Genomic DNA, 12773 nt, shown 5'->3' on the forward strand with positions numbered 1-12773 from the left:
AACAATCAACCCTTCACTATCAACTTTCATGCTTGCCGCTCTCTGGCATCCGCACGGAGATCTTCGTCTTTTATCAAACCTCAATTCGTCCACTTGGTGAGCCGTTGCGCGGTCGCTTGCCGAAACAAAGCGATTCCGAACGGAATCAAGCCAGACGGATGATTAGTACCGGTAAGCTGCATATGTTGCCACACTTCCACTTCCGGCCTATCAACGTGGTAGTCTTCCACGATCCTTCAGGGAAAACTCATCTTGGGAGGAGCTTGGCGCTTAGATGCTTTCAGCGCTTATCTCTTCCGAACTTAGCTACCCGGCCATGCCCTTGACAGGACAACCGGTGCACCAGAGGTTCGTCAATTCCGGTCCTCTCGTACTAGGAATTGAACCCCTCAGTTTTCCTGCGCCCACAGAGGATAGAGGACCGAACTGTCTCGCGACGTTCTGAACCCAGCTCGCGTGCCGCTTTAACCGGCGAACAGCCGGACCCTTGGGACCTTCTCCAGCCCCAGGATGCGACGAGCCGACATCGAGGTGCCAAACTTCGCCGTCGATATGAACTCTTGGGCGAAATCAGCCTGTTATCCCTAAGGTACCTTTTATCCGTTGAGCGACGGCAATTCCACATTCTACCGCCGGATCACTTAGGCCGACTTTCGTCTCTGCTCGACTTGTAGGTCTCACAGTTAGGCGGGCTTATGCCTATGCACTCGACACATGGTTGCAGACCATGCTGAGCCCACCTTCGCGCTCCTCCGTTACTCTTTGGGAGGATACCGCCCCAGTAAAACTGACCGGCTGACACTGTTTCCCGCCCGGTTTCACGGGTCGGGGTTAGATCTTCCAACACCCAAGGGTGGTATCTCACTGTTGACTCCCCGATCCCCTAAAGAACCGGATCAACGTCTCCCACTTATGCTGAGCATGAGAATCGAAAAACCAATGACAGCTTACAGTTAAGGTCTATAGGGTCTTTCCGTCCTTCTGCGGGTAGGCGGCATCTTCACCGCCATTACAATTTCACTGAGCACCTGGTTGAGACAGTGCCCAACTCGTTACACGATTCGTGCAGGTCGGAACTTACCCGACAAGGAATTTCGCTACCTTAGGACCGTTATAGTTACGGCCGACATTCACGGGGACTTGGGCTCAGAGCTTCGCCTTGCGGCTAACCCCTTACCTTAATCTTTCCGCATTGGTCACGTGTCACACCCTATACTTGGACTTGCGTCTTGGCAGAGTGCTGTGTTTTTGCTAAACAGTCGGTTGGGCCATTTCACTGCGGCCCCACTCGCGTGGGGCACCCCTTCTTCCGAAGTTACGGGGCTAATTTGCCGAGTTCCTTAACCAGGGTTCACTCTTGCGCCTTGGTATATTCTACCCACCCACCTGTGTCGGTTTACGGTACGGGTTGCTTAGCATACATAGGGGCTTTTCTCGGCACCAACTCCAATCATGCGGATCGGCCGTAGCCTCACCTCGGAATTCAATCACCTAGTGATCTTCATTGATGCGTCCTCCCTACTTAAGTTTCGCAAGTGCAGGAATATTAACCTGCTGTCCATCGCCTACGCATATCTGCCTCGGCTTAGGTCCCGACTAACCCCGGGACGAAAAACGTAGCCCGGGAAACCTGGGGTTTACGGCGGGCCGGGATTTCACCGGCCTTATCGTTACTCATGTCTGCATCCTCTCTTCCCAACTCTCCAGGGTCAGTCGCCATCACCCTTCAACGCGTTGGGAATGCTCCTCTACCGCGCCCATCCAATGGATGAACACCCAGAGCTTCGGTATAACGCTTATCGCCAATCATTTTCGGCGCAGGATCTCTCGATGAGTAAGCTATTACGCACTTTTTAAATGGTGGCTGCTTCTAAGCCAACATCCTCACTGTCTGTGAAATCCCACATCCTTTCCACTTAGCGTTATTTAGGCACCTTAGCTGCTGATCAGGGTTGTTTCCCTTTTGACGATGAAGCTTATCCCCCACCGTCTCACTGCCGCGCTCCACTCACCGGTATTCGGAGTTTGATAGGGTTTGGTAGACGGGTATGCCCCCTAGCCCTTTCAGTGCTCTACCCCCGGTAATCAGCACGCAACGCTGCACCTCAATGCATTTCGAGGAGAACCAGCTATCACGGGGTTTGAATAGCCTTTCACTCCTACCCTCAAGTCATCCGAGAATTTTTCAACATTCACCGGTTCGGTCCTTCACGTCGTATTACCGACGCTTCAACCTGCTCAAGGGTAGATCACCTCCGCTTCGGGTCCAGCACGTGCAACTATGGTCGCCCTATTCGGACTCGCTTTCGCTGCGCCTCCGTTCCGGAAGAACTTAGGCTTGCCACACATACTGACTCGCAGACTCATTAAGCAAAAGGCACGCAATCACAGCCGAAGCTGCTCTTACACCTTGTAGGCACAGGGTTTCAGGTTCTATTTCACTCCGCTCGCAGCGGTTCTTTTCACCTTTCCCTCACGGTACTGGTTCACTATCGGTCGCTAACTAGTATTTAGCCTTACGCCGTGGTCGGCGCAGATTCACACAACGTTCCACGTGTGCTGTGTTACTCAGGAACTCCCTAAGGCCTCTTCGGATTTCGATTACGGGGATTTCACCCTCTCTGTCGGAACTTTCCAGGTCCTTCATCTATCGTCCGAGGTCCCATGACGGGGTCCTACAACCCCGGGAGCAAGCTCCCGGTTTGGGCTGATCCGCTTTCGCTCGCCACTACTTACGGAATCGATTCTCTTTCTTTTCCTCCGGTTACTGAGATGTTTCACTTCACCGGGTATCGCGTGTCTTTCCCTATTTGATTCAGGAAAGAACGATGGCGTATTAACACCACCAGGTTACCCCATTCGGAAATCTCCGGATCAAAGCGTGTTTGCCGCTCCCCGAAGCTTATCGCAGCTTATCACGTCCTTCATCGCCTGTTAGCACCAAGGCATCCACTCTGTGCCCTTTAAAGCTTGATTCCAAATGTTCGAAATCAGCTCGTTCGTGCAACGCACCTGCGCCCAGCCGTAAAGTGGTGCGCGGTTTGCGTTGCGGCCGGGTGAGTCAACCCCCGGCAAATCTACTTTGTTTTCATATACCAAGACCGCGCAAATAATGGCTCATGTGAACAATTGATTTTTTGCAGTCTGTAAAAAACTGTTATCTCCATGCGGATGTCAAAGAGCGGCAATGCCCTCACAAGTCTGTTATCACGTTCTTCGATCCATTCCGGGAAGTGGTGGGCCTGATAGGACTCGAACCTATGACCCCCGCCTTATCAAGGCGGTGCTCTAACCAACTGAGCTACAGGCCCAATTAATTTTCCGGGACCCGTTTTGCCTCTTGGGGGTTACCCGCGAGACCCGAGACGGATCCTGAAAAGATGGTGGAGGTTAACGGATTCGAACCGTTGACATTCTGCTTGCAAAGCAGACGCTCTACCAACTGAGCTAAACCCCCTCTCGAAGGAGGATTGAAGAAGAAGAGGACGAAAGCCAAATCGTGCGTTGCGAACCATCCGGAAGTCATACGGATGTAATACTTTGTTGCGGTCCGCTTTCGCTCGCCGCGATGCCCTTCCGATTGCTCGGGGTGGGGCATCGACCTGCTGCAGTGACTCGTGAAAGTTTGCAGCTACTCCATAGAAAGGAGGTGATCCAGCCGCAGGTTCCCCTACGGCTACCTTGTTACGACTTCATCCCAGTTACCAGCTTCACCTTAGGATCGTACGATACTTCGGGTGCTACCGGCTTCCATGATGTGACGGGCGGTGTGTACAAGACCCGGGAACGTATTCACGCTGCCGTAGCTGATGCAGCATTACTAGCGATTCCGGCTTCATGGAGGCGAGTTGCAGCCTCCAATCCGAACTGGGCCCAGTTTTGCAGATTTCCTCCACCTCGCGGTCTCGGTTCTCATTGTGCTGGGCATTGTAGTACGTGTGCAGCCCAAGGCGTAAGGGCCATACTGACCTGACGTCGTCCCCACCTTCCTCCCAGTTGATCTGGGCAGTCTGACTAGAGTCCCCACCATTACGTGCTGGCAACTAATCACAGGGGTTGCGCTCGTTGCGGGACTTAACCCAACATCTCACGACACGAGCTGACGACGGCCATGCAGCACCTGTGGAAGTCCCCCGAAGGGTCACACGCTTTCACGTGCTTAGAAATCCATGTCAAGCCTTGGTAAGGTTCTTCGCGTTGCATCGAATTAAGCCACATACTCCACCGCTTGTGCGGGTCCCCGTCAATTTCTTTGAGTTTTAGCCTTGCGGCCGTACTTCCCAGGCGGCACGCTTAACGCGTTAGCTCCGGCACAAGGGGGGTCGAATCCCCTCACACCAAGCGTGCACCGTTTACTGCTAGGACTACAGGGGTATCTAATCCCTTTTGCTCCCCTAGCCTTCGAGCCTCAGCGTCAGATGTTGTCCAGTAGCTCGCCTTCGCCACGAGTGTTCCTATCGATATCCACGCATTTCACTGCTACACCGATAATTCCAGCTACCTCTCCAACCCTCAAGCACGGCAGTATCGGATGCAGTTCCGGGGTTGAGCCCCGGGATTTCACATCTGACTTACCACGCCGCCTACGCTCCCTTTACGCCCAGTGATTCCGAACAACGCTTGGGACCTTCGTATTACCGCGGCTGCTGGCACGAAGTTAGCCGTCCCTTCCTCTTTGGATACTATCAACCCTGTCGGCTATTGACCGCCAGGTCTTACTCTCCAATGACAGGAGTTTACAATCCGAAGACCTTCATCCTCCACGCGGCGTTGCACCATCAGGGTTTCCCCCATTGTGAATTATTCTCGACTGCTGCCACCCGTAGGTGTCTGGACCGTGTCTCAGTTCCAGTGTGCCTGATCATCCTCTCAGACCAGGTACCCGTCGTCGCCTTGGTGGGCCGTTACCCCGCCAACTAGCTGATAGGCCGCGAGCCAATCCTGCAGCGGCAGCCTTGCGGCCACCTTTACCCTTGCGGGACCATGGGGTATTAATCCGCCTTTCGGCGGGCTATTCCCCACTGCAGGGCATGTAACTCACGTGTTACGCACCCGTGCGCCACTGACCAAAACGGTATTGCTACAATTTTGATCCGTTCGACTTGCATGTCTTAAACACGCCGCCAGCGTTCGTTCTGAGCCAGAATCAAACTCTCCGTAAAAAACGTATGTTGACCGTCCGAAGACGGCCATCAAATTGAACCGTCCGGTCTTCCACCCCACAGGGGCTTCCCTCCGGACGCCGCATGCCCTCTTTCAGGCACGCAACGCACAATTTGGCCTTTTCCTCTTCACCCGGCTTTTTTCGAATGGCACGGGACTTGCTTCGGTAGCCCTAAGGACTTTCTCCGCTTCGTCTCCGCACCTCCTTGGGCCGGGCCATGCTTGTGAAAGATCTTCTTTCGAGGGGACTAAAAAGCCGATCCGGTTCGGGTCGGAGTTTCCTCCGGGAACCGCGATCGACCTCCGTCTCTCGCGCCGCTTGTTTACCGCGGCGGGGAGAAACCTACCCAGCCGGCCCCCCGGGTCAACACCTTTCGAGACACATTTTCGGTTTTTTTCGCGAGACCGCGCAACGAAGCGGGTTCCACGGGGGCTCTTTTTCCATGGAACACGTGATCACAACGCCGGAAGAGCCGGGGGAATGCAAAACCCGGTGCCAAAGGCCCGGATCGGACGGGAAACGAGCCCTGACAAGGGGAGAAAAGGGGCCGCGGGCCGGGAAAGCGGGGGGATTCCCAACCCCAAAAGGCGGGGAATCGAGCGGCTGGGGCGAGCGCGGAAGGGAGGAAAAGCATCAGCCGGGCCGCTTCTACTACTTTCATAGTAATTTCATGAAGCACCCGCGGGCCGGGCCGGATTATTACTATATCTATAGTAATTAAGGGACGCGGACGGCTCTGGAAGCGCTCCCGGCGGGCAACCCTCACGGGTTGCGGGCGGCGAGGGACGATTCTTCCGCCCGGAGGACTGAGCGGACCCACCTCTCAATCCCCTGCAAGCGGCAGACGGAAGACGATTGCGAGGCCTCGTGGTGAAGCCGCCTCGGCCCGGACGGTACCGCCGCAGGCTTCGACGCCAGCGCGGACGATGGCGAGACCGAGACCGGCACCGCCGGCTTCCCGGGTGCGGGCGGCATCGGGCCGGTAGAAGGGCTCGAAGAGACGTGGCAGGTCCTCGGGCGCGACGCCGGGTCCGTCGTCGGTGATGCGGAGTTCCACCGCTTCCCCCAGACGGGTGGCGGCGATGTGGAGCGAGCAATCCTCGCCGCCATGACGATGGGCATTGCGCAGCACATTGGCCACGGCGCGGGCGAGAAGATGGCGGTCGGCGCGGACGGCGAGGCCGGGCTCGATGGCGATGTCCGCCTTCAAGCCCGGGCATTCGCGGGCCGAGGCGAGGTTCAGGAGCGGGGCCAGTTCCACCGCTTCCAAGCGCACCGCACCCGGTGCGGTGCTGGCCTTGGTGAAGGCGAGCACTTCGGAGACGAGGCGCGAGAGTTCATCGACGTCTTCATCGATGGATTGCAGGCGGACCTGCTGCTCCGGGGTGAGGCTGAACTCGAGGACACCGAGCCCGGTGCGGATGCGTGCCAAGGGCGAGCAGAGTTCGTGTGCGACATCCCCGAGGAAGCGCTTTTGGCCGCGGACGAGGCGGTCGAGCCGCGAGGCCATGCTTTCGATGGAGGAGCCGAGGGTCCCGAGCTCATCGGAGCGGGACGGCACGCGGACCTCGAATTTGCCATCGGCGATGGCTTCGGTAGCCCTCGACAAGCGCGAGAGATAGCGGGTGATCCCGAAGAAGAACGGTGCCCATAGTAGCAGGCTCAGGCCGAGTACGGCGAGGCTGCCGAAGAGCCAGGGCTTGAGGTTGAAGAAGAGTCCATTCCCGGAAATATCTCCCGCCCGGAGCACCAGCAAGCCGTGGAGAGGCTGCTGCACGCGCGCCTGGAAAAGGGGAACTTCGATACCGGCCCAGTAGCCATCGCCGCCCGCACCACGTGCCAGGAAATCCGGCCGGGCGCGCGGGCGCAGGTCATTGGAAGCCGCAGGCCTGTCGCCCATCGGACGCGGTGGCCGCCCGCGCGGTCCGGGGCGCATGCCTTCGCGGTCCGGCGGCGGGGGCTCGTCGTCCAGCAGGGAGCCATCCCCGGAGAAAGCCTCTTCAGGCGGGCCATCCCCGGGACGCGGGCCCGGGCCATCATCGTGGCCGCGCGGTGGCCGGCGGTCCGCGGGGGGGCCATCCCGCGGCGGCGGCGAGCCACGACCGGGACGTGGCTCGGGCCTACGGAAGCCTTTGATGCGCTGATCCACATTCGGCGGGATCCTGGAAGGCGAGCCGCCGATCCAATCGCCGGGGCCCAATTGCAGGAAGATCTCCACGCCGAGCGCGGCCTGGCGGCGCTGGAGAATCTCCCGCCATTCGCTCCTCGGCACCTGCCGGAGATCGGAGGCCACCTGCTCCCCCACCTCCCGCAGGCGCTCGCCAGCGGTCCCGCTCAGGAAGGAGTCGAGGCCAAGGCGGAGCTGCCAGGCGACGAAGAGGCAGAACGCGGCCGCCAGCACCGCGAGATGGACGAGAAGCCAGACCAGCATCTTCGCCATCAAGGGAAACCGGGGCCCGCGCTTCATGGCTCGCCGCCGTCCTCCAGCTTGTAGCCGACGCCGCGGATCGTGCGGATGAAGCGGGGCAGCTTCGGATCGTCTCCGAGCTTGCGGCGGAGTTGGGAGACGTGGACATCGATCGAGCGGTCGAAGACGTCGAAGCGGCGGTCGGAGACCTCGTCGAGCAAGGCCTCCCGGGATTTCACGCGTCCTTTCGCCTTCAGGAGCGAGGCGAGGATGGCGAACTCGAGTGCGGTCAATTCGAGCACCTCGCCGCCGAGGGTGGCGACGTGGCTGCCCTCGTTCAGGACGAGCTCGCCGCAGCTCAGATCCTTCGCGGGAGCCGAGCCGTTTTCACCCGCCAGCACGCTGCGGCGGGTCACCGCGCGCAGCCGGGCGAGAAGCTCGCGGCTGGAGAAGGTCTTGGGAAGGTAGTCGTCCGCGCCCAGTTCGAGGCCGACGATCCGGTCGGCCTCCTCGCCCATCGCGGTGAGCATGAGCACGGGGATGGTGGAGACCTTGCGCAGTTCGCGCAGCACTTCGAAGCCATCCATGCCGGGCATCATCACATCGAGCAGGACCGCTTCGTATTTGCCCGCGCGGGCGGCATCCAGGCCCTCGGACCCCGAGTGGCGCATGTCCACCTGCCAGCCGTGCGGGGCGAGGTAGTCGCGGATCAGGCCGCAGAGCTTGCGGTCATCATCGACGACCAGCAGCGGGCGCGTGGACGGGAGGTTCATGCTGCCAGAATGCCTCAAACGCCGCGGGGGAGGCGATGGGATTTACGCGGGCTTAACAAATGCGCCTGAACTTTGAACTCCGGAGCTGAACTTTGGACGGCCGATTGGGGTCCCGGCGGGAAACCGGCACTTCCGCCAACTTTTACACGAAACCTCCGCGATCCACACATTGCCTTAACAATCGGGTGGTTTCCTCCCTGACGGATGACGGTCCTCGGTCCTCCGCCGCGAAACACGAAAATGGAAACCACCATGAAAACGACGACCACCACGCTTGCGGCGATCCTGATCACATCCCTCGCCTGCAGCGCCCAACAAGACAAGCCCCAAGGCCCCCCGCCCCATCCGCCGATGCCGCTGCTCAAGGCGCTCGACACCGATGGCGACCGCAAGATCTCCGCCGCCGAGATCGAAGCGGCGACCGCCGCACTCAAGGGACTCGACACCAATGGCGACGGCGAGATCACCCGCGAGGAACTCCGCCCGAAGCCGCCGGAAGGCCCTCCCAAGGAGGAGGAGGATGGCGGCAAGAAGCCCAAGCCGCCTCAAGACGGTGACTACTATCCGCAGCCGCCGCCACCCGCTCCGCCGGAGAATGAAGACGGCGGCCAAGACCAAGGCAGCGCCCAGCGGCCCAAGCACCCCGTGCCGGCGGTGATGGCATCCATGGATACCGATCGCGACGGCAAGCTCTCCCCCGCAGAAATCGACAAGGCCTCGGAGTCGCTGGCGAAGCTCGACCGCAACGATGACGGCGAACTCACGCCGCGCGAACTACTTCCGCCAAGACCGCCCCGTCAGGACGGCGAGGAGCAAGAGGAGGCTCCGAGACGTCAGGATGGCGGCGGTCGCCCCGGTCCGCAAAGAACTCACTCTCCCCAGAGACGCTGACCGGCGGTCGGAAAAAAGCGGGGCGGCTTCTGGAATCGTATTGGCCAGGGCCGCCCCGTGACTTTTTAAGAAATCATCAATCACCCATCATCAAATCATCGATCGAAGGGGGGAAGAATGGGGCCGGGTAGAGGCTGGATGATCAGACGACTTCGGATCCGCTGAGTTCCGGCACTCGCCCGCAACACGAAAAACCCCGTCCCGGCGGGGCCGGGGCGGGGTTTCGAAATTATCGGCTTAGGCTGGCTGCGGATTACCAGGTCTTGACGTCGTCCCCGGTGTATTTGCCACCGGTCTTACCATCGGCACCGTAGCTGTAGATGATGACGATCTTATTCCGGACCACGTTGCCTTGCTTCAGGGGATCTTGGATCTCCTGATCGTACTCCGTGTCGAACCTGACGTAGAAGGCATTGCCCCAGGCGTCGTAAAGGCCCTCCGGCGTGGCACCGGCGCCCCCGTTGTTGTAGAGGAGACCTCCCTTGTTCTTCATCTTGGTCTCTTCGGTGTTCAGGAAGCGGATCTGCTTCTTGTTCTGCATCGAATTGCCGACCTCTTCCTTGCCGAGCAGGATGGTCAGAAGTTCGGTTCCCGATTGGCCTTCGGTCCGGGCGTCCTCGCTATTACCACCGAAATCGGGCAGGCGGCTGTAGGTCTGATAGAATCCGTCGATCGCCTGGTACAGCCCGGTGGCGTTGGTCTGCGTCTGCACCTTCTTCTGCTTGTTCACGGCGATGTTGATGCCGGCGAAGGTCATCGCGGCAAGAACGACGATAATCGAGATGACGACGAGCAACTCGACGAGGGTGAAACCGCCGGCGCTGCGGCGAAGATCGGGACGGGTTTTCATAAGTGGAATTTCGGCTTCGTTGATCGGGATTTCGAGGAATAAAGCGAAATTGCAGACCGGTGGCAATACCGCGTTTCTCCAAGGGATCTTGACGGCAAAGTAGTTCAAGCTTTCGCGCTGCCAAGCGCTTTTCCTGCGTGCGCATTGCCAAGAGAGCAAATTTCGTGCAGGGTGGAGTCCATGGATCGAGAAGAGTTGCGGAGCGCCTTGCTCCGCCTGATGGGGGGAAAGGGTTACCGGCCGCTGAATAAATCGGAGATTTCGCGCGAGTTGTCACTCTCTACCAATGACCGGCCGCTGCTGCGGGGCGAATTGGCGGCGCTGACGAAGGAAGGGAAAATCCTGGAAGGAAAGAAAGGCCGCTACGAAGTGCCGAAGGGTGCCGGAGCCGACCATTTGCGCGGGGTAATCCGCTTCCTGCCGCGCGGCCATGCCTGGTTCTATCCGGATATGGCGGACCCGGCCAATCTGGCCTCGGGGATCGATCTCAAGAAATACTCGCGCCTGCATGTGCCGCGCCGGGACACCGGTTCCGCGCTGGAGGGGGATCGGGTGGAAGTGGCCTTCGTTCTCCCCCGCCCCGCCCAGTGGCGGCAGGGCAAACGCTTCGCGGCCGAGGAAGAGCCCGACGCCCGTGGCAAGGTGGCCAAGATCCTGGAGCGCCGCAGCGGCCGTCTGGTCGGCGTGTATCACAAGAAAGGGAAATTCGGGTGGGTCGAGACGGAGGACCCGGCGCTCGACGGCCAGATCGACCTGAACGGCGAGACGACCGCAGAACCGGGGCAACTGGTGGTGATCGATCTCGAGCAATGGGAAAAGCAGCAGAACCCGCGCGGCCGGGTAATCGAGGTGCTCGGCTGGCCCGGTGACGCCGGCGTGGACATCCTCTCGGTGATTCACCGCCAGGGACTGCGGACTTCGTTTCCCGAGGATGTCCTGAACGAGACGCGCAAGATTTCCGAAACCGTCGATCCGCAGGAAGTGGCGCGGCGCGAGGACTGGCGGGACCGCCTGGTCATCACCATCGACCCCGCGGATGCGAAGGACCACGACGACGCAATCTGGGTCGAGAAGCACGGCAAGGGCTGGACCCTGGCAGTGCATATCGCGGACGTTTCGCACTACGTGAAGCCGAAGACCGCGCTCGACAAGGAAGCGACGGAACGCGGGAACTCGACCTATCTGGTGGACCGCGTCCTACCGATGCTGCCGCCGGAATTGAGCAATGGCATCTGCTCGCTCAAGCCCGACGTGGACCGTCTGACGAAGTGCGCCATCATCGAGATATCGCCGACGGGCAAGGTCAGCAAGGCGCGCTTCTGCGATGCGGTGATCAACAGCCAGGCGAAGCTTTCCTACGAGCAGGCACAGGCGATTCTTGACGGCAAGCCGGCCCCGGAAGGCTCGTTCAAGGGCCTTGAGGAAATGGTGCGCGAGGCTTGGCAAATGGCCGCGGTGCTGCGGAAGAAGCGCTTCGCGGACGGAGCGCTGGATCTGGAAATGCCGGAGATCCGGGTGAAGCTGGACGACAAGGGGCGTGCGATTTCGGTCCACCAGGTCGAGCACACCGCGAGTCACCAATTGATCGAGGAATGCATGCTGCTGGCCAACGAGGCGGTCGCGCGGCTGCTCAAAGGCAAGAACAAGCCGACGATCTACCGGGTGCACGAGGATCCGGACTTCGGGAAACTCCACGAATACACCGAGACGGCACGGGCCCACGGCTACCAGCCGGGCGACCTCACCAACCGGGCCCACATTCAGAAGCTGCTGGATTCCGCGAAAGGCCGGCCCGACGAGCACCTGATCAAGCTGGGCCTGCTCAAGAGCTTGAAGCGTGCGGCCTATTCCGCGGACCCGCTGGGCCACTACGGCTTGGCGAAGGGCGACTACTGCCACTTCACCAGCCCGATCCGCCGCTACGCGGACTTGGTGGTGCATCGCTCGATGCAGCCCTTCCTGACAAACCCGCCGAAGAAGCAGGACGCTTTGCCTAGCCAGGCAACGCTCGCGGAATTCGCGCGGCATATTTCGGACACCGAGCGGGCTTCCGCCGAGGCGGAGAACGAGACCAAGCAGATCAAGATGCTCGAGTATCTCGCCATGTGCGCGAACCTGCCCGAGCCCCCGGTCTTCGATGGCGTGGTCACCGACGTGCGGATGTCAGGCCTGATGGTGGAAGCCACCGAAATCGGCGCGCGCGGCCTGATCAAGCGCGAGGACTTGCCGCGTGGCGACTGGCGCTTCGAGCAGGTGCAGATGCGCTTCGTTTCGCGCGGCGGGCTGCAATTCCAGCTCGGCCAGAAAATCAAGATGCAGGTCCAGCGGATCGATTTCCAAGGGAAGTTCATCGACTTCCGCATCGCCGGCGAAGCCCAGGCGGTGGACGCGGTGAGAGTGGATGGCGCGGACTGGAAGAAAGCCCCACAGGAGAAGAAGGGGCGGAAGCCGAAGTTTGAAAAGAGCCGGCCACCGAAGGGCGAGAAGAAGAGGAAGAAGAAGTAGGAGAACATCCGGGATTCCCGAGCTACACGACCTGCGAATCGCGGCACGCGCCCGGCCGGGTTCAGGTTGATGGCGACTGCGCGACCTGATAAAAGCGCCGGCCCGATCCCGGCGGTGGTATATGTCCACGACCGTGATCGGACCGGGCACAGTTTGGGAGGAGAGTGGCTGCAGCGTGGTCCA

5 protein-coding genes, 2 tRNA genes and 2 rRNA genes are annotated in these 12773 nt (G+C 60.0%); 2 read left to right on the forward strand and 7 right to left on the reverse strand.

The window, feature by feature from the left end:
• Positions 1-141: 141 nt before the first annotated feature.
• The 6 genes from ABWK72_RS13190 to ABWK72_RS13215 form a co-directional block, all read right to left on the reverse strand.
• Positions 142-2976 (reverse strand): 23S ribosomal RNA (locus ABWK72_RS13190).
• Between the two features lie 258 nt (positions 2977-3234).
• A tRNA-Ile gene (locus ABWK72_RS13195) sits at positions 3235-3311 on the reverse strand.
• Positions 3312-3381: 70 nt separating this feature from the next.
• Positions 3382-3457 (reverse strand) — tRNA-Ala (locus ABWK72_RS13200).
• 185 nt (positions 3458-3642) lie between these two features.
• A 16S ribosomal RNA gene (locus ABWK72_RS13205) occupies positions 3643-5162 on the reverse strand.
• The 16S and 23S rRNA genes sit together here with 2 tRNA genes alongside, the layout of an rRNA operon.
• Before the next feature lie 825 nt (positions 5163-5987).
• A complete protein-coding gene (locus tag ABWK72_RS13210; protein WP_367875262.1) occupies positions 5988-7631 on the reverse strand; it encodes a sensor histidine kinase in 1644 nt (547 codons plus the stop codon).
• Complete coding sequence (locus ABWK72_RS13215) at positions 7628-8344, reverse strand: response regulator transcription factor (protein ID WP_367875263.1); 717 nt, start codon at positions 8342-8344, stop codon at positions 7628-7630. The genes ABWK72_RS13210 and ABWK72_RS13215 overlap by 4 nt, the downstream gene beginning before the upstream one ends.
• 252 nt (positions 8345-8596) lie before the next feature.
• On the opposite strand from ABWK72_RS13215, the gene ABWK72_RS13220 reads away from it, so the two are divergent.
• Positions 8597-9235 (forward strand): hypothetical protein, encoded by a 639-nt coding sequence (locus ABWK72_RS13220; protein ID WP_367875264.1) that lies wholly within the window; start codon positions 8597-8599, stop codon positions 9233-9235.
• 253 nt (positions 9236-9488) lie between these two features.
• Here the strand turns inward: ABWK72_RS13220 and ABWK72_RS13225 are convergent, their stop codons facing one another.
• Positions 9489-10085, reverse strand: coding sequence for a prepilin-type N-terminal cleavage/methylation domain-containing protein (locus ABWK72_RS13225; protein ID WP_367875265.1), 597 nt, complete (start codon positions 10083-10085; stop codon positions 9489-9491).
• Between the two features lie 180 nt (positions 10086-10265).
• Here ABWK72_RS13225 and rnr point away from each other — a divergent pair, with 180 nt between their 5' ends.
• Positions 10266-12590: a ribonuclease R gene (gene rnr / locus ABWK72_RS13230; protein WP_367875266.1), complete on the forward strand. Its 2325-nt coding sequence runs from the start codon at positions 10266-10268 to the stop codon at positions 12588-12590.
• Positions 12591-12773: the final 183 nt, after the last annotated feature.

The organism is Luteolibacter sp. Populi (genome assembly GCF_040801775.1).
Classification (GTDB): domain Bacteria; phylum Verrucomicrobiota; class Verrucomicrobiia; order Verrucomicrobiales; family Akkermansiaceae; genus Haloferula.

Excerpts from the sequence above, each read along its gene's own strand:
- ABWK72_RS13210 (WP_367875262.1), bottom strand. The coding sequence starts at position 7,631 with ATGAAGCGCGGGCCCCGGTTTCCCTTGATGGCGAAGATGCTGGTCTGG.
- ABWK72_RS13215 (WP_367875263.1), bottom strand. The coding sequence starts at position 8,344 with ATGAACCTCCCGTCCACGCGCCCGCTGCTGGTCGTCGATGATGACCGC.
- ABWK72_RS13220 (WP_367875264.1), top strand. The coding sequence starts at position 8,597 with ATGAAAACGACGACCACCACGCTTGCGGCGATCCTGATCACATCCCTC.
- ABWK72_RS13225 (WP_367875265.1), bottom strand. The coding sequence starts at position 10,085 with ATGAAAACCCGTCCCGATCTTCGCCGCAGCGCCGGCGGTTTCACCCTC.
- rnr (WP_367875266.1), top strand. The coding sequence starts at position 10,266 with ATGGATCGAGAAGAGTTGCGGAGCGCCTTGCTCCGCCTGATGGGGGGA.